The sequence below is a fragment of the Arthrobacter pasteuri genome (assembly GCF_054510955.1).
This window is the reverse complement of sequence record NZ_JBTNDO010000001.1, coordinates 150,424-167,449: the sequence shown is the minus strand read 5'-3', so window position 1 is coordinate 167,449 and position 17,026 is coordinate 150,424. Positions and strand designations below refer to the sequence as shown.

The 17,026-nt window shown below is 70.8% G+C and carries 18 protein-coding genes and 1 riboswitch; of the genes, 1 reads left to right on the top strand and 17 read right to left on the bottom strand.

Features of this window, described 5'->3' with window-relative positions:
• Positions 1-273 precede the first annotated feature (273 nt).
• The 8 genes from lgt to hisI form a co-directional block, all read right to left on the bottom strand.
• Positions 274-1,407 carry a prolipoprotein diacylglyceryl transferase gene (gene lgt, locus ACX80H_RS00845; RefSeq protein ID WP_459310544.1) on the bottom strand — a complete coding sequence of 378 codons (1,134 nt, stop codon included), beginning with the start codon at positions 1,405-1,407 and terminating at the stop codon, positions 274-276.
• Positions 1,404-2,264, bottom strand: a complete 861-nt coding sequence (gene trpA, locus ACX80H_RS00840; protein ID WP_459313333.1) for a tryptophan synthase subunit alpha — start codon at positions 2,262-2,264, stop codon at positions 1,404-1,406. The genes lgt and trpA overlap by 4 nt, the downstream gene beginning before the upstream one ends.
• Positions 2,265-2,296: 32 nt before the next feature.
• Positions 2,297-3,661, bottom strand: coding sequence for a tryptophan synthase subunit beta (trpB, locus tag ACX80H_RS00835; protein WP_459310543.1), 1,365 nt, complete (start codon positions 3,659-3,661; stop codon positions 2,297-2,299).
• A gap of 127 nt (positions 3,662-3,788) precedes the next feature.
• Positions 3,789-4,616: an indole-3-glycerol phosphate synthase TrpC gene (gene trpC / locus ACX80H_RS00830; RefSeq protein ID WP_459310542.1), complete on the bottom strand. Its 828-nt coding sequence runs from the start codon at positions 4,614-4,616 to the stop codon at positions 3,789-3,791.
• The gene (locus ACX80H_RS00825) at positions 4,617-4,865 is read right to left on the bottom strand and encodes an HGxxPAAW family protein (protein WP_459313332.1); all 249 of its coding nucleotides are present in this window, start codon (positions 4,863-4,865) and stop codon (positions 4,617-4,619) included.
• 177 nt (positions 4,866-5,042) lie between these two features.
• On the bottom strand, positions 5,043-5,927 hold the full coding sequence (locus ACX80H_RS00820) for a Trp biosynthesis-associated membrane protein (protein ID WP_459310541.1): 885 nt from the start codon (positions 5,925-5,927) through the stop codon (positions 5,043-5,045).
• A complete protein-coding gene (locus ACX80H_RS00815; protein ID WP_459310540.1) occupies positions 5,924-7,477 on the bottom strand; it encodes an anthranilate synthase component I in 1,554 nt (517 codons plus the stop codon). The genes ACX80H_RS00820 and ACX80H_RS00815 overlap by 4 nt, the downstream gene beginning before the upstream one ends.
• A 4-nt stretch (positions 7,478-7,481) precedes the next feature.
• Positions 7,482-7,922: a phosphoribosyl-AMP cyclohydrolase gene (hisI, locus tag ACX80H_RS00810; RefSeq protein ID WP_459310539.1), complete on the bottom strand. Its 441-nt coding sequence runs from the start codon at positions 7,920-7,922 to the stop codon at positions 7,482-7,484.
• Positions 7,923-8,003: 81 nt separating this feature from the next.
• On the opposite strand from hisI, the gene ACX80H_RS00805 reads away from it, so the two are divergent.
• Positions 8,004-8,645, top strand: a complete 642-nt coding sequence (locus ACX80H_RS00805; RefSeq protein ID WP_459310538.1) for a TIGR03085 family metal-binding protein — start codon at positions 8,004-8,006, stop codon at positions 8,643-8,645.
• Between the two features lie 93 nt (positions 8,646-8,738).
• Here ACX80H_RS00805 and hisF read toward each other — a convergent pair whose 3' ends face one another.
• The 9 genes from hisF to aspS all read right to left on the bottom strand — a co-directional run bounded on the left by hisF (position 8,739) and on the right by aspS (position 16,933).
• Positions 8,739-9,509, bottom strand: a complete 771-nt coding sequence (hisF, locus tag ACX80H_RS00800; RefSeq protein ID WP_459310537.1) for an imidazole glycerol phosphate synthase subunit HisF — start codon at positions 9,507-9,509, stop codon at positions 8,739-8,741.
• Between the two features lie 13 nt (positions 9,510-9,522).
• Positions 9,523-10,368 carry an ATP phosphoribosyltransferase gene (gene hisG, locus ACX80H_RS00795; protein WP_459310536.1) on the bottom strand — a complete coding sequence of 282 codons (846 nt, stop codon included), beginning with the start codon at positions 10,366-10,368 and terminating at the stop codon, positions 9,523-9,525.
• A 63-nt stretch (positions 10,369-10,431) separates the two neighbouring features.
• The gene (locus tag ACX80H_RS00790) at positions 10,432-10,695 is read right to left on the bottom strand and encodes a phosphoribosyl-ATP diphosphatase (protein ID WP_459310535.1); all 264 of its coding nucleotides are present in this window, start codon (positions 10,693-10,695) and stop codon (positions 10,432-10,434) included.
• Between the two features lie 71 nt (positions 10,696-10,766).
• Positions 10,767-11,249 carry a 6,7-dimethyl-8-ribityllumazine synthase gene (gene ribH / locus ACX80H_RS00785; RefSeq protein WP_459310534.1) on the bottom strand — a complete coding sequence of 161 codons (483 nt, stop codon included), beginning with the start codon at positions 11,247-11,249 and terminating at the stop codon, positions 10,767-10,769.
• Positions 11,250-11,413: 164 nt separating this feature from the next.
• Positions 11,414-12,106, bottom strand: a complete 693-nt coding sequence (gene ribB, locus ACX80H_RS00780) for a 3,4-dihydroxy-2-butanone-4-phosphate synthase (RefSeq protein ID WP_459313331.1) — start codon at positions 12,104-12,106, stop codon at positions 11,414-11,416.
• 122 nt (positions 12,107-12,228) lie between these two features.
• Positions 12,229-12,882 (bottom strand): riboflavin synthase, encoded by a 654-nt coding sequence (locus ACX80H_RS00775; protein ID WP_459310533.1) that lies wholly within the window; start codon positions 12,880-12,882, stop codon positions 12,229-12,231.
• Between the two features lie 67 nt (positions 12,883-12,949).
• Entirely contained in the window at positions 12,950-14,011 is a 1,062-nt protein-coding gene (ribD, locus tag ACX80H_RS00770) for a bifunctional diaminohydroxyphosphoribosylaminopyrimidine deaminase/5-amino-6-(5-phosphoribosylamino)uracil reductase RibD (protein WP_459310532.1), read from the bottom strand.
• Between the two features lie 11 nt (positions 14,012-14,022).
• On the bottom strand, positions 14,023-14,706 hold the full coding sequence (gene pnuC, locus ACX80H_RS00765; RefSeq protein WP_459310531.1) for a nicotinamide riboside transporter PnuC: 684 nt from the start codon (positions 14,704-14,706) through the stop codon (positions 14,023-14,025).
• 108 nt (positions 14,707-14,814) lie between these two features.
• Positions 14,815-14,956: riboswitch (FMN riboswitch) on the bottom strand.
• A 210-nt stretch (positions 14,957-15,166) separates the two neighbouring features.
• Positions 15,167-16,933 (bottom strand): aspartate--tRNA ligase, encoded by a 1,767-nt coding sequence (gene aspS / locus ACX80H_RS00760; RefSeq protein WP_459310530.1) that lies wholly within the window; start codon positions 16,931-16,933, stop codon positions 15,167-15,169.
• Positions 16,934-17,026 lie beyond the last annotated feature (93 nt).

Below are 17,026 nucleotides of genomic sequence, written 5' to 3'. Positions count from 1 at the left end.
GGGCAATGGGTGTAGTAGTCCTGCGCCGGTCGGGGGCGGTGTCGGTGCGGGCAGGAAGGTTATCCGGCCGTCGCACCAGGGGTCCACAACAGTGTGGTGTCGCGTCCTTGAGGGGCGGTGGCCCGGGGACTGCTGTCGGGGGCCGAGTCCCGCGGCTCCGCTTGCGCGGGGTCCCGGAACGCGGATCGTCTCTCAGGAGCCGTTTGTCTCCGAAAGATTACCACGATCAATCCGCGTACTCGGCCCCTTGTCCGCTGGATGGGCAGCTGTGGCTCAAGCGTTACGGGACCCGCGCGGGGAACCTGCTTCCGGAGCCTCTGCCGCGCCGGCGCCGCCGGTCGGCGGGGTATCGGTCGGGGCGGAGACGTGCGGGTCCCCGGCGTCGGAGCCCGCCGTCGGGCGGGTCTCCGCGGAGCCGGTCCCAGCCTCGCCTGCGGCAGTGGAACCGCCGGTCGATGAGCCTGCCGATTCGACCGATGAGGCGTCCGCTGAGGCATCTGCCGAGGCGTCTACCGAGGCGTCTACCGAGGGGTCGGCCTGCGGCTCCCGGCCCGGGAGGTAGACGGACGGCGCATCGACGGGACGGCGCTTGACGGCGAGGAACACGAGGATGGCCAGGGAGACCAGGAAGACCGCGATGCTCGTCCACACATTGAGTCGCTGCGTCACGCCGAAGAGCGCGACCATCTCCGCATCGTCGATCCGGAGCGTCTCGATCCAGACGCGTCCGAGCGTGTAGTACGCGGCATACAGCCAGAACATGCGGCCACCGCGGAGGCGGAACTTCCGCGCCAGCAGCAGCAGGAGGGCTACTCCTGCGAGGTTCCAGAGGAGTTCGTAGAGGAAGGTCGGGTGGAACAGCGTTCCCGGTTCCTGGTCGATCGGGAAGTTGGCGTTGTCGGCATCGATCTCGAGGCCCCAGGGCAGGGTGGTCGGCGCGCCGAAGAGTTCCTGGTTGAACCAGTTGCCCAGCCGACCGACGGCCTGTGCGAGCAGGACGCCCGGAGCCGCCGCATCGGCGAAGGCCGAGAGTTTCACCCCGGCCCGTCGTGCACCGATCCACGCTCCGACGGCGCCGAGTGCGATGGCGCCCCAGATGCCGAGGCCGCCCTGCCAGATCTGCGGGATCCGGGCGAGGTCACCCTCGGGCCCGAAGTAGGCGTCGGGCGAGGAGATGACGTGGTAGAGCCGGCCCCCGATGATGCCGAACGGGATGGCCCAGATCGCGATGTCCCACACAGCGTCGGCGGAGCCCCCGAAGGAGACGAAACGCTTCTGCGTGAGGATGAGCGCGAGGATGATGCCGGCCAGGATGCACAACGCGTAGGCGTGGATGGCGACCGGGCCGAGGCTGAAACTCGCCCACTCGGAGGGCGGGCTCGGGATCGACGCAGCGAGGCCGATCACGAGGATGCCTTGGGCGTCCCGGTGCTCAGCTCGCGCGTGAGTTCGGCGACTGCCGCCACTCCGCCGTCGCGCAGCGCGGCCACGAGGGCCGTGCCGACGATGACACCGTCCGCATACGCGCCGATCTCCCGGACCTGGGCCGACGAGGACACGCCGAGGCCGACGCACACGCGTTCGGCACCGGCACCGCGGGCGGCATCGACTACGGCGCTGGCCGCGGCCCCGACGGAGGACCGCGCGCCGGTCACACCCATGACGGAGACGGCATAGACGAATCCCCTGCTCGCGTCGACGGTGTTCTGCATGCGCTGGGGGGATGTGGAGGGCGCTACGAGGAAGACGCGGTCCAGGCCCAGCTCCTCGGAGGCCTCGAGCCACTCGGCGGCCTCGTCGGGGATCAGGTCGGGCGTGATCAGCCCGGCTCCGCCCGCCGTCTTCAGGCGCTCGGCAAAGTTCCGCACGCCCATCCGCATGACCGGGTTCCAGTAGGTCATGACGAGGACGGCCGCATCGGTGCTGCGGGTGATGCCCTCGACGACGTCGAAGATCTGCGGGACGGTGAAACCGTTCGCCAGCGCCTCGACCGTCGCCTCCTGGATCACCTGGCCGTCCATGACGGGGTCGGAGTACGGGATGCCGATCTCGATGAGATCCATCCCGTTCTCCGCCATGGCGATGCCGGCGTCGATGGTGGCCTGGACGTCGGGGAAGCCCGCCGGCAGGTAGCCGATCAGCGCGGCGCGCCCCTCGCTCCGTGCCTTCTCGATCGCGGCGGCCGCCTTCGAAGCTTCCGCTATGGTGCCGGCGTGCCGGCCGACGGGACCGTCGGTTGCGTGGTGGGCCGTGGAGTCGATCATGTGGTCGGTCGGGCGGTCCGTGGAATGCCTGGTCACAGCTGTTCACCCTCCTGGGCGATTTCCTGCTCGGCACTGTCGTCCGGAAGCAGATCGAAGTAGCCCGCGGCGGTTGCCACGTCCTTGTCGCCGCGGCCGGACAGGTTCACGATGAGGACCCTGTCCGAGGCCTGCTCGCCCGGCCCGAGATCGGCGGCGAGGCGCCGGCCGACCTTCATGGCCCCGGCGAGGGCATGCGCCGTCTCGATGGCGGGGATGATGCCCTCGGTCCGGCTGAGGAGCTTGAACGCCTCCATGGCCTCCGCATCGGTGATGGGTTCGTAGTTCGCCCGTCCGATGTCGGCGAGGTAGGCGTGCTCGGGCCCGACGCCCGGGTAGTCCAGGCCGGCGGAGATCGAGTGCGATTCCATCGTCTGCCCGTCCTCGTCCTGCATGAGGTAGGAGCGGGCTCCATGCAGCACGCCGGGGCGGCCGAGCGTGATGGTTGCCGCGTGCCGGCCGGTCTCGACGCCGTCGCCCCCGGCCTCGAAGCCGTACAGGGCGACCTCGCGGTCGTCGAGGAAGCCGTGGAAGATCCCGATGGCGTTGGAGCCGCCGCCGACGCAGGCGCAGATGGCGTCGGGGAGCTTTCCGGTCTGCTCGAGGATCTGTGCGCGCGCCTCCTCGCCGATGACCTCGTGGAAGTACCGCACCATGGCCGGGAAGGGGTGCGCGCCGGCAGCCGTTCCGAGGAGGTAGTGCGTGGTCTCGACGTTGGCCACCCAGTCGCGCAGGGCGTCGTTGATGGCGTCCTTGAGGGTCTGCGAACCGTTGGTGACGGGGATGACCGTCGCACCGAGCAGCTGCATGCGCGCGACGTTGAGGGCCTGCCGGCGCGTGTCCTCGGCTCCCATGTACACGACGCACTCGAGGCCGAGCAGCGCGGCCGCGGTGGCGCTCGCGACGCCGTGCTGTCCGGCACCCGTCTCGGCGATGACACGCGTCTTGCCCATGCGCTTGGCCAGGAGGGCTTGGCCGAGCACGTTGTTGATCTTGTGGGATCCCGTGTGGTTGAGGTCCTCGCGCTTGAGGAAGACCCGCACGCCGCCGCAGTGCTCGGCGAAACGCTGGGCCTCCGTCAGGAGGGACGGCCGGCCGGCGTAGTTCTTGTTCAGGTCGGCGACCTGCGCCGTGAAGTCGGGGTCCGCCTTGGCCTTGTCAAACGTGTCCTGCAGTTCGTCGAGCGCGGCGATCAGCGACTCCGGCATCCATCGTCCGCCGTAGGAGCCGAAGTAGGGACCGGGGGCATGGCGCAGGCTCTGGTCGTGGCTGAGGAAAGCCTCGGCCGTTCCGGCGTCGATGGCGTCCGCTGCTCCGGCCTCGGCGCCGTCGTGGTCCGTGCCCTGGTGCGTATCGGTCATGACTTCAGCGTTCCTGTCCTGTTGGTGCTGACCCGGGCGGTGGTTCCTCCGGGTGGTGAACCGGTGATGGCCGGTTCGTTTCCTGCTGTCCTGGGCCGCGCCCGCACCGCAGCAGGTTCGAGCGGTGTCAGCCGCGCGCTGCCGCGCCTCTGCTGCTCCAGGCGGTGCGGCCCGCCCGGCGGAACTCGTCGATGGTGGCCGAGGGGTCCTGGTGGCGGACGAGTGCTTCCCCGACCAGGACGGCGTGGGCGCCGCCGGCCGCGTAGTCGGCGACGTCGGCGGCGTCCCGTACGCCCGATTCGGCGATGACCAACGTGCCGGACGGAATGAGCGGCGCGAGTTCGGCGAAGACGCCGCGGTCGATGTCGAGGGTCTTCAGGTTGCGGACATTCACGCCGATGATGCGTGCTTCCGCCGCGACCGCGCGCCGGACCTCGTCCGCCGTGTGGGTCTCCACGATCGCGTTCATGCCGAGCTGGTGGGTGAGGGCGAGGAAGGACCTGAGGTCGTCGTCGGACAGTGCCGCGACGATCAGGAGGACGACGTCGGCGCCGTGGGCGCGGGCCTCCCAGATCTGGTACTCCTCGACCGTGAAGTCCTTGCGGAGCACGGGGAGCCCGACGGCGGCGCGGACGGCGTCGAGGTCGGCGAGGGACCCGCCGAAGCGCCGCTCCTCGGTCAGCACCGAGATGACGGCTGCGCCGCCCTGTTCGTAGGAGGCGGCGAGGGCGGCAGGGTCGGCGATGTCGGCCAGCGCGCCCTTGGACGGGCTGCTGCGCTTGACTTCGGCGATGACGGCGAGCGAGCCGCCCTCACCCGCCCCGAGGCTCCGGAAGGCGTCGATCGGAGCCGGAGCCGCGAGGGCCGTGGCCCTCACGTCCTCGAGGGGCAGGACCCGACGGCGCTCCGCGAGGTCCTCCCGGACGCCGTCGATGATGTCGTCGAGGACCGTCATCTAGTGGCCGTTGTTCTTGAGCTTCGAGCCGCCCACGCCGTAGCCGATCTTGCGCAGGACGAAGCCGACGATGAGGCCGATGAACATGATGCCGATGCCCACCCAGAAGAGCAGCGTCCCGAAGTCGTGGTTCCCCTCGGTGCTGGCGAGGACGTAGGCGAAGGAGGAGAGCGCGGCACCGGCGAGCATGATCAGCACGCACGTCCACGCGGCGGGGCTGTTGCCGTGACCGATCGTCTCGTCGCCCATCTGGGCGTGGCTCGCGGGGGTGTTGCGGGTAGCGGCGTTACGGGTGTCGGATGCCATGGGAAATCTCCTTCGAACGGGTCTCGTCCCATTCTGCCATCGATGCGGCGGCCCGGCGGAACGAGGACGTGCCCTGGAACAGTGGCGGAGACCGCGTGGCCTGCCGCCGGACGGGCGGACCTACCCCGTGGGGTCGTTGCCGCGCGAGAGTTCGTCCCAGCTGTCGATCTCGTCGGCGTGGGCGCTCGCGCGGCGGGTGGACGGACGCCCGGTGCCGGGAGGTGTAGATTCCGGCGCGTCGCCCTCCGGGTCGGGGTGCGCCGCCGTCGCGCCGGAACGGTCGCTCGTCGGCACATCGGCCCGATCGCTCGTCCCGGCCTGATCGCTCCTCGGAGTGTCGGAACGGCCGGGGTCCGGGACACCGTCGGAGTCCGGGACACCGTCGGGGTCCGGCGCATCGTCGGGCACGACGCCGGGAGGCACGTCACCGGTCGACGGGTCCGGCGCGCCGGGCTGGAAGTCTCCTGCCGGCACCTGCTGGGACCGGGACGCACCCGCGTCGTAGCGCCTGTTCACAGCCCAGGTCCGGCCGGCGAGCACCACCCACGCGGCTGCGAGGACCAGCAGGACGCCGGCGCCCACGGCGAGCCAGGGCATGGCGCTCGCGGTGGCCTCGGCGCCCGCGAGTCCGCTGACGCCGATGGCGGTGCCGATGGCGGGTTCGGCGGCGGCGGCGGGATCGAGGGCAACGGAGGCGCTGGACAGCACGATCCCGAGGCCGGAGAGCACGAGGATGACGGCGATGATCCAGCGGGCGAGGCGGCCCGCGATCGAGACGGCGAGGGCAGCGGCGAGCGCGACGAGCGCGAAGGCCGTGACGGGGGTCGACGCGTCGCTGCCCGGGATGGCGAGGTCGGGCGTCTGGACGGCGTCCTGCGGTAGGCGCACCGTGAGCCAGGTCTGGGTGGTGGAGCCGAAGGCGAGCAGCGCGAGGAGGACGATCCCCATCACCACGACGCCGCGGCGCGTGAAGCGGTGCGGCGCTGCAGGCTCTGAGGTGTTCACGGGGCCTCCGCGGTCGCCGGTCGCAGGCCCGCAGCCGTCAGCGCCGCCCGGAGGGGCGCGGCGGCCTTGTTGACCGTCTCGAGGGCCTCGGTCTCGAGGACCGAGTCCGCGACGATGCCGCCGCCGGACTGCACATAGGCCTTGCCCTCGCGCAGGAGGGCCGACCGGATGGCGATCGCCATGTCCATGTCCCCGGCGAAATCCAGGTACCCCACCACTCCCCCGTAGATGCCCCTGCGGTGCGGCTCGACCTCGTCGATGAGGCGCAGCGCCCGGGGTTTCGGCGCACCGGAGAGCGTTCCTGCGGGGAAGGTCGCTGCCAGGACGTCGTAGGCGCTCTTCGAGGGCGAGAGCCGTCCGACCACGGTGGACACGAGGTGCATGATGTGGCTGAACTTCTCCACCTCCATGAACTGGGTGACGTCGACGCTGCCGGGCTCGCAGACCTTGGACAGGTCGTTGCGGGCCAGGTCGACGAGCATGAGGTGCTCCGCCTTCTCCTTCGTGTCGGCCCGGAGCTCCACGGCGAGGTCGCGGTCCTCCTCGGTGGTCCTGCCACGCGGCCGCGATCCCGCGATCGGGTGCGTGATGACTTCGTCGCCCGTCACGGTGACGAGGGCCTCCGGCGAGCTCCCCACGATGGAGTAGGCCCGTCCGTCCGCGTCCTCGAGGCTGAACAGGTACATGTAGGGGCTCGGGTTCGTGGTGCGCAGGATGCGGTAGACATCGAGGGCGGAGGCGTCGCACTCGATCTCGAAACGGCGGCTGATGACCACCTGGAAGACCTCGCCGTCGACGATGGCGCGCTTGCCGCGCTCGATCGCGCGCAGGTAGTCGGGCTCGAACCAGGACTCGCGGACGCGGTCCATGGACGCCTCGGCGCTCGGCGCGTCGGCGGCCATCACCGAGATGGCGGGTTCGGCGGGTTCGGCGAGCCTGGCGAGCATCGCGCGGACCCGTGCGACGGCGTCGTACCATGCCTCGTCCAGGCGATCGTCGGTGCCGTCGAAGTTGATGGCGTTCGCGACGAGTGTGAGCGAGCCCTCGGAGTTGTCGTGGATGGCCAGGTCCGAGACGAGGTTCATCGCGAGTTCGGGCAGGAGGAGGTCGTCCTCGGGCGGGCTGGTGAGCCGTTCCCACCGCCGGACCGCTTCCCAGCCGACGAAGCCGACCATGCCGGAGGTGAACGGGGGAAGCTCCTCGAAGCGCTCGGTCCGCAGGGCCTCGACGGTCCGCCGGAGCGCCTCGACGGGATTCCCGCCGACGGGGACACCCGCCGGCGGCTCGCCCAGCCAGTGCGCCTCCCCGTTCCGGGTGGTCAGCGTGGCGCGCGAACGGGAGCCGATGAAGGAGTAGCGCGACCACACGCCTCCGACGGCGGCGGATTCCATGAGGAACGTCCCGGGCTGCCCGGCGGCGAGCTTGCGGTAGATGCCGATCGGTGTGTGCGCGTCGGCGAGGACCTTGAGGTGCACGGGCACCACGCGCCGGGCCCGGGCCAGGTCGCGGAATTCCTCGAGGGTGGGGCGGATGGTGCCCAGCTGCTGCATGGAGTCAAAGTCCTTCTGCGTCGGTTCGGCTCGCGGTCACGGCAGGCAGGGCCCGGCCGTCGAAGCATGTGCGTGTGCCGGTGTGGCAGGCCGCGCCCTCCTGGTCGACCGTGACGAGCAGGGCGTCGCCGTCGCAGTCGAGGGCCACGGCCTTGACCCACTGCCGGTGGCCGGACGTGTCGCCTTTCCGCCAGTATTCGGAGCGGGACCGCGAGTAGAACGTCACCCGGCCGCTGGTCAGCGTCCGCCGGAGTGCCTCCTCGTCCATCCAGCCGAGCATCAGCACCTCGAGCGTGTCGTACTGCTGCACCACGGCGGCGACCAGTCCGGCGTCGTCCTTCTTGAGGGCTCCGGCGACGGCCGGATCGAGGAGCGGAGGCTCCCCCGCAGGGCCCCGGGTCGGGGAGGTGGAGGAGCGGTTCGGGGAGGAGGTGGAGGAAGGCATCACCTGTGATTCTAGTGCGGTCCCCGTCGCCGCGCGGCGCGCCCGCCCCGTCCCCGGCGCGACATGCTAGTTTCAGCAGCTATGCACTACGTAGCCCCGTCCCGCGAGGTCCTGGCCGAGACGCTCCTGGCCGCCGGCCACGACGCGCCCACCCTGTGTGAGGGCTGGCTGACGCGCGACCTCGCATCGCACCTCTACCTGCGCGAGAACAATCCGGCCATGGGACTCGGGCTCATCCCGAGGCTGGCCGGCTTCACGGAACGGCTCGTCCGGGAGACGGCGGAGCGCGCGGCCTCGCCCGCGGGCTACGAAGCGCTCGTGGACCGCTTCCGGGCCGGTCCGCCCGCGTTCTCGCCGATGCGCGTCGGCACCGTCGACAAGAGCGCCAACCTCATCGAGTACTTCGTGCACACCGAGGACGTCCGCCGTGCCACCACCCGGTGGGCTCCGCGGGCACTGGACGAGGGCTACGCGGACGCTCTCTGGGAGGAACTGCTCAAGCGCGCGGCGATTCTGTACCGGGGCGCGGACCTCGGCATCGTCCTGGTGCGTCCGGGCGGTCCGCGGCACGTCGCGAAGCGCGCACCGGTCTCCGTGGCGATCATCGGTGACCCGGGGGAACTGCTGCTGCACGCCCACGGACGGCGGCAGCAGGCGCTGGTCACCTTCGAGGGCCAGCCCGACGCCGTCGCACTGCTCGAGACCGCAGACGTCGGGCCCTGACACCTCGGGGGGACCTTCCGGGACCGGTCGGGGGTCCCGAAGCCTCTCGGGACACGGCAGCGTCCCTTTCGGGACCCGCGACGTGCCGGTCCGTCAGCGGACGGGGAAACCGGCCTCGCGGATGGCGGCCTTGACCTGCGCGATGGCGTCCACGGGTCCGAAGTGGAAAACGGACGCAGCGAGCACCGCGTCGGCGCCGGCCTTAACTGCCGGCGGGAAGTGCTCCGGCTTGCCCGCTCCGCCGGAGGCGATCAGCGGAACGCCGACGGCGGCCCGGACGGCGCGGATGAGCTCCAGGTCGAAGCCCTCCTTCGTGCCATCGGCGTCGATCGAGTTGAGCAGGATCTCCCCCACGCCCCGATCCGCTGCCTCGCGGGCCCAGGCCACGGCGTCGATCCCGGTGCCCTTGCGCCCGCCGTACGTCGTGACCTCGAAACCGGAGGGCGTGCTGGCATCGCGCGTGCGGCGCGCATCGAGGGACAGCACCAGGACCTGTGCCCCGAAGTGCCCGGTGATCTCGTTGATGACGGCGGGGCGTGCCACCGCGGCCGTGTTGATCGAGGCCTTGTCCGCGCCGTAGCGCAGCAGGCGGTCGACGTCGGAGATCTCGCGCACTCCCCCACCCACGGTCAGGGGGATGAAGACCTCCTCGGCGGTCCGGGCGACGACGTCGAACGTCGTCTCCCGGTTGCCGGAGGAGGCGGTGACGTCGAGGAACGTCAGTTCGTCGGCCCCCGCGCGATCGTAGCGGTGGGCGAGTTCCACGGGGTCCCCGGCGTCGCGCAGGTCCTCGAAGTTGACGCCCTTGACCACGCGGCCGGCGTCGACGTCGAGGCAGGGGATGACACGGACTGCGACGGTCATGGCTGCCCCTCTCCTAGATCCGGCAGGCGTGGATGGTGCTGACGAGGATGGCGCGGGCGCCGAGCTCGTACAGCTCGTCCATGATGCGGTTGGTCTGGTTCCGCCGGACCATCGAGCGCACGGCCACCCACTCGGAGTCGCGCAGCGGTGACACGGTCGGGGATTCGAGACCGGGTGTCAGGGCGGCGGCCTCGTCTACGAGGTCCTTGCGGATGTCGTAGTCCATCATCACGTACTGGCGTGCGACGAGGACGCCCTGCAGGCGTCGCAGCAGCACGTCCAGTCCGGCGGGGGGCTCCACGCCGGCCCGGCCGATCAGCACGGCCTCGCTCTTGAGGATCGGCTCGCCGAAGATCTCCATGCCGGCGGCACGGAGCGTGTTGCCCGTCTCCACCACGTCGGCGATGGCATCGGCCACGCCGAGGCGCACCGAGGATTCGACGGCGCCGTCGAGCCTGACGACGGCGGCGGTGATGCCGCGTTCGGCGAGGTAGTCCTTCAGGAGTCCCTCGTAGCTCGTCGCGACGCGCTTGCCCTCGAGCTGCGCCACCGACGAGAAGTCGGCCACGGGGCCGGCGAACCGGAAGGTCGAGGCTCCGAAACCGAGCTGCAGGAGCTCCTCGGCCTTCACCTGCGCGTCGAGGAAGAGGTCGCGGCCGGTGATGCCGACGTCGAGGGTTCCCGAGCCCACGTACACGGCGATGTCGCGCGGACGGAGGAAGAAGAACTCGATTTCGTTCTCGGGATCGACGAGGACGAGTTCGCGGGAGTCGCGGCGCTGGCGGTAACCGGCCTCGGCGAGCATGGACGAGGCGGCCTCGGAGAGGGCGCCCTTGTTGGGAACTGCTACACGGAGCATGGGGATCTTTCGCTGGAGGGAGGAGGTGCAAGCGGGGGCCGCGGGCGGGATGCGCCGGCGCGGCTACAGATGCTTGTAGACGTCCTCCAGGGTGAGTCCCTTAGCGATCATGAGCACCTGCAGGTGGTAGAGCAGCTGGGAGATCTCCTCGGCGGCGTCCTCGACGGACTCGTACTCGGCGGCCATCCACACTTCGGCGGCCTCTTCGACGACCTTCTTGCCGATGCCGTGCACGCCGGAATCGAGCTCCGCGACGGTCCGCGAACCGGCCGGCCGTTCCGCGGCCTTCGCACTGAGTTCCTCGAACAGGGAATCAAAGGTTTTCACGTCTCCTAGGCTATCGGCTCGCGGAGCCGACCCGTTCCTCCGGGTCCCTGGTGTGACGGACGCCTCCGGGCTCACCGCGTCCACGACCTCAGGACGGCGGCCGTCGCCAGCGCCGCCGAGACCGCCTCGTGCCCCTTGTCCTCGGAGGAGCCGGGCAGTCCGGCGCGGTCGAGTCCCTGCTGCTCCGTGTCGCAGGTGAGGACGCCGAAGCCGACCGGCACGCCCGTGCTGACGCTCACGTCGGTGAGGCCCGACGTCGCGGCCTGGCAGACGTACTCGAAGTGGGGCGTACCGCCGCGGATGACGACGCCGAGGGCTGCGACGGCGTCGAAGTGCGGCGCGAGGCGGGCTGCGGCGACGGGCAGCTCGAAGCTTCCGGGGACGCGCACCTCGGTGACCTCGGCTCCGGCCTCCGCTGCGGCGCGGCGTGCGCCGTCGAGCAGTCCGTCCATGATCTGCGTGTGCCAGCTCGCCGCGATGATGGCGAGGCGAAGGGGTGCGCCCTCCGTGGTCAGTCCGCTGATGTCGATGCTGGGTGCTCCGTGGCCGCTCATGGCTCTCCTTCGGGTGGTGTTCGGTGGGTGGTGTTCGGTGGTGGTGCTGCTGCATGGTGCTGATGCTGGGGCGTTGTGCTGGTCGGGTTGGATCGGGTCGGACCTGCGTCTGCCGGGAACGCGATCGGTGCCGCGGTGCCGGCCGCCCGTTCCGCCCTACTGGTTCAGGCGCCGACGGCGTCCGCCTGCCCATCGACGGCGTCGGAGGTGTCGCGCTCCCGAAGGTACTCGACGAGATCCTCGATCGAGACGAGCGGGATCCCGTGGTCGTCGGCGAAGCGCCGCAGGGCAGGAAGGCGCATCATGTGGCCCTCGTCGTGCACCAGTTCGGCGATGACCGCCACGGGGCGCTTGCCGGCGAGCCTGCTGAGCTCGACGGAGGCCTCGGTGTGTCCGGGCCGCTGCCGTACCCCGCCGTCGGCTGCGCGCAGCGGAAAGACGTGGCCCGGCCGGGTGAGGTGGGAGGGGACGCTGGCCGGATCGGCCAACACCTTCACGGTGCGCGCGCGGTCCGCGGCGCTGATGCCCGTGCTGACCCCGATCGCGGCATCGCACGAGACCGTGTAGGCCGTGCCCTTCGAGTCCTCGTTCACGGCGGTCATCGGCGGTAGGAGGAGGCGGTCCGCGTCGGCACCCGGCAGCGGCACGCACAGGACGCCGGAGGTCCAGCGGACGGTCCAGCCCACCAGCTCGGGCGTGGCGTCCTCCGCGGCGAAGACGATGTCGCCCTCGTTCTCGCGGTCCTCGTCGTCGACGACGACGACGGCCCGCCCCGCGGCGATGGCCGCGACGGCGTCCCGGACGGGATCCAGGCGGATTGCTGCCTGGTCGTCGGTCACTGCACTGTCCTCGGGCACCGCGCTGCCTCTCGTCACTGCTTCGTCCTCCGTCACTGCTTCGTCTTCCGCCACTGCGCTTTCCTCCGTCACTGCACTGTCCTGGGCTACTGCGCTGTCCCGGGCCGCTGCACCGCCCTCCGTCACTGCTCCGTCCCGGCGCCGCGGTGCTGCCGGGCGTCCACGGCGGCGAAGCCGAGCAGGCGTTCGGCATACTTGGCGAGCACGTCCATCTCAAGGTTGACCGGGTCACCGATGGACTTCGCACCCAGGCCGGTCTCCTTGAGCGTGGTCGGGATCAGTCCGACCTCGAACCACTGCCCGGTCTCGTCCGGCGCGCTGACGGCGGTGACCGTCAGCGAGACGCCGTCGATCGCCACCGAACCCTTCTCCGCCGCGTAGCGCCCCAGCTTCGACGGCAGCCCGAAGCGGAGCCGGTGCCACGCGCCGAGGTCCTCGCGCTCGAGCAGCACTCCGATGCCGTCCACGTGCCCCTGGACCACATGCCCGTCGAGGCGTCCCCCGGCGGGAACGCACCGCTCGAGGTTGACCGGCGCGCCCGGCTGCAACTCGCCCGTGGTGGTCCGGCGGAGGGTCTCCCCCATGACGTCGACGCCGACGCGCCCGCCGTCGAGGGTGACGGCCGTGAGGCATACGCCGTTGACGGCGATGGAGGCCCCGGGCGTGAGGTCCCGGCCGGTCTCGGGCGCTTCGAAGACGAGGAGGCCGCTTTCACCGTCGGCTGCGAGCTCGAGTGAGACGACGCTGCCCTGCTCGGACACGATTCCTGTGAACACTGGTACTTCCTTCGGGAGGGGATGGATGGCGGGTGGGGTCGGGCCGGGTCGTACAGGCCGGACAGGGTCAGGCCAGGGTTGGGGCCGGGGGTCGGGGCGGGGGGCGCAGGTGAATGCGGACGTCGGCACCGAGCTGCTGCACGGCGGGGCCCCCGGCGTCGTCAAGGCGCCAGCGCTCCGCCTGCCCGAGCGTGGTGACGCCGAGCTCGGGGAAGGCGGACGCTCCGTTCCCGAGGATCAGCGGGGCGACGTAGCTGAACAGCTCGTCCACCACGCCGGCCCGGAGGAAGGCGGAGGCGACGCGCGGGCCTCCCTCGACCATGAGGTGGCGGACACCCCTGCCGTACAGCTCGCCGAGGGCGAGGCGGACGTCGCGGGTGGCCAGGTGGAGGAACCCCGGCCCCCTGATGGCGGCGTCATCCGGCACCGTCCCCTGCCCCAGCACCACGCGCAGGCGCGGACTGCCCTGGGCATCCTGGTTGTCCTGCGCTCCGTCCGTCCGCGCGGTGAGGCGGGGGTTGTCGGCGAGGACGGTCCCGGTACCCACGAGGACGGCGTCGGTCAGGGCCCGGATCCTGTGCCCGTCGGCGCGCGCCTCCGGGCCGGTGATCCACTGGCTGGATCCGTCCCGGGCGGCGACACGACCATCGAGGGACTGCGCCGACTTCAGGGTCACGAAGGGGCGCATGCCGGCGAGGGCTGCGGTCCAGCGCTCGTTGAGGTCGCGTGATCGGGCGGCCTCGAGGCCTCCGACGCAGTCGATGCCCGCACCGCGCAGCCGGAGGGCTCCCCCCGCTGCGGCGCCGTTGACGTCGTCGGCGGCGTAGACCACGCGGGCGACGCCCGCCTCGATGAGGGCTTCGCTGCAGGGGCCGGTCCGTCCGGTGTGGTTGCACGGCTCGAGGGTGACGACCGCGGTCGCCCCGCGCGGGTCGTTGCCGCGGCTGCGGGCGTCGGCGAGGGCTGCCGGTTCGGCGTGGGGTGTGCCTGCGCCCCGGTGGTAGCCCTCCCCGAGGACGGCGCCGTCGGAGGCGAGCACGACGGCGCCCACGAGGGGATTGGCGCCGCGTACGCCCTGGCCCGCGAGTCGCAGGGCGCGCAGCATCGCCTCCGACTCCGCTGGGGTCACTGACGGCGTGCTCATCGCAGCGTCGGGTCCGGCAGGAGGGTCTCGATGCTGGGCTTCGCGGTGCGCTGGGCGCGTGCCCACACGAAGAAGCCCACCAGGGTGAAGGCGCCGTAGAACAGGTACATGAAGGCGCTGGCGTAGTAGCCGGCGCTGAAGAGCAGGGGCACCCCGACGATGTCCACGGCAACCCAGACGAGCCAGAACTCGACCCAGCCCTTGGCCATGCCGTAGGTGGCGAGCAGGGACCCCACGAAGGTCCACGCATCCGCCCACACGGGCTCGTAGGACCCGAGCATGCGGAAGAGGGGGGTCAGCAGGAAGGTCCCGACGATCAGGAAGGCGACCATGCCGAACCGTGCTCCGGTGCCGGCCCACTGCGGGGTGACGGCCTGTCCGCCGCTGTGCCGGCTGGCCTGCCACTGCCGCCAGCCGTAGACGGAGACGGCGATGAACATGACCTGGCGGCCGGCCTGGCCGAGGAGGTTGGCCGCGCTCGCGGCGCCGAAGAGGGATCCGAGGAACACCGTCAGGAGCAGGAGGTTGCCGGCGATGCCGACGGGCCAGGCCCAGACGCGGCGGCGCATGCCCCCGAGGGCGCTGAGGAGGCCGAAGACGTTGCCGACCACTTCGCGCAGCAGGAGGGAGCCGCTGCCTACGGGGATGCGGGCTTCGAAGAGCCACTGCAGAAAATCCATGCCGATCCTTCGCCGTTACGACGGCTCCGGGCGATGGCAGCAGGAGGACACCACGCCACGGCAGTGCCGCGGCGGGATGGGCGCCCGGTGATCGGGCAGCTCCTGCTGTTCGTGCTTCTCCCATCCAGACTTTAACTGTCGGTCCCGGAATTCCACCGGCTCAACCGTCTCCCTCCCGCGGGTGCGGAAGGAAGGACGGGTCGCGGACTATCACCGCCGGTTCGGACTTACACCGACCCCGGAGCACGTACTGCTCCTGATTATTTCACAGGAGACCTGCGGCACCGGCCGTTCCGTCACATTTCGTCCGAGAGCGATCCTCCCGGCCGGATCGGCACGCGGGCCGGATACGGAACAGGGCACTCCTCGCGGAGTGCCCTGTTCTTCGATTGCACGGTGAGATCCCACGTCGAGACTCCGCGGGCCCGATTCCGTGCTCCCCATGCCTGGAGCGGGGAGGTCAGCCCTCGGTCTTCGGCTTGGCGTCGACGCCGGCTTCCTTGCGCTGCTGCGCCGTGATCGGCGCGGGAGCGGCCGTCAGCGGGTCGTACCCGCCGCCCGACTTCGGGAAGGCGATGACGTCGCGGATCGAATCCGCACCGGCGAGCAGCGACACGACGCGGTCCCAGCCGAGCGCGATTCCGCCGTGGGGCGGCGCGCCGTACTTGAAGCCCTCGAGCAGGAAACCGAACTTCTCCTGGGCTTCCTCGGCGCTCAGGCCCATGACCGCGAACACGCGCTCCTGCACGTCGCGCCGGTGGATACGGATGGACCCGCCGCCGAGCTCGTTGCCGTTGCAGACGATGTCGTACGCGAAGGCCAGGGCGTTCTCGGGATCCGTGTCGAACGTGTCGAGGAATTCGGGCTTCGGGGACGTGAAGGCGTGGTGCACGGCCGTCCACGCGCCGGCACCGACAGCGACGTCGCCGGCCGCGACGGCGGCGGAGGCGGGCTCGAACATGGGGGCGTCGACCACCCACACGAAGGCCCAGTCGCCTTCCTTGAGAAGTCCCGTGCGGCGTCCGATCTCCACGCGCGCCGCACCGAGGATGGCCCGCGAGGAAGGCGTGTCTCCCGCCGCGAAGAAGATGCAGTCACCGGGGTTGGCGCCGACAGCGGCCGCGAGGCCGTCCCGTTCCTTCTCGGTCAGGTTCTTGGCGACGGGACCGCGGAGGCTTCCGTCGTCGTCGATCAGCACGTAGGCGAGACCCTTGGCACCGCGCTGCTTGGCCCATTCCTGCCAGGCATCGAGCTGCCGGCGGGGCTGGGAGGCTCCTCCGGGCATGACGACGGCCCCGACGTAGGGAGCCTTGAAGACGCCGAATTCCGTGTCCTTGAAGAACTCGGTCAGCTCGGTCAGCTCGAGGCCGAAGCGGAGGTCCGGCTTGTCCGAACCGTACTTGGCCATGGCGTCGGCGTAGGTCATGCGGCGGATCGGCAGCGGTACCTCGACGTCGATGAGCTTCCACAGCGCGGAGACCAGCTGCTCGCCGAGGGCGATGATGTCGTCCTCCTCCACGAAGCTCGCCTCGATGTCGAGCTGCGTGAACTCGGGCTGGCGGTCGGCACGGAAATCCTCGTCGCGGTAGCAGCGCGCGAGCTGGTAGTACTTCTCGAACCCTCCGACCTGCAGGAGCTGCTTGAACAGCTGGGGCGACTGCGGCAGGGCATACCAGGAACCCGGCGCGAGACGCGCAGGCACCAGGAAGTCACGGGCGCCCTCGGGCGTGGACCGCGTCAGGGTCGGCGTCTCGATCTCCACGAAGCCGTCCCGGTGCAGGAGCTCGCGTGCCACCCGGCTCGCCTCGGAGCGCAGGCGGAGGTTGGCCTGGGGGCCGGGCCGGCGGAGGTCGAGGTAGCGGTGACGCAGGCGCGCCTCCTCGCCCACCTCGACATGCTCGTCGATCTGGAACGGCAGGGGGTCGGACGTGTTGAGGATGGTCACGGTGTCCGCGATGACCTCGATCGCACCCGTGGGCAGTGCCGGGTTCTCGTTACCTTCCGGCCGCTGCTGCACGCTGCCGACGATCTGGAGGACGTACTCGTTGCGCAGGCTCGAGAAGACATCCTCCTCGCGCACGACGACCTGGGCGACGCCGGAAGCGTCGCGGAGGTCGAGGAACGCCACCCCGCCGTGGTCCCGGCGGCGGGCCACCCAGCCTGCCAGGGTGACCGTTTGTCCTACGTGCTCGGGCCGAAGGGAGCCGAGTTCATGCGTGCGGAGCACAGCATTCCTTCCCACAGAAGAGTTCGATGAGTCGCAGGCGGAACTGCACCTGCCTAGAGTTGGTTCAGACCCGTCCAACTTTACCGGTCCCGG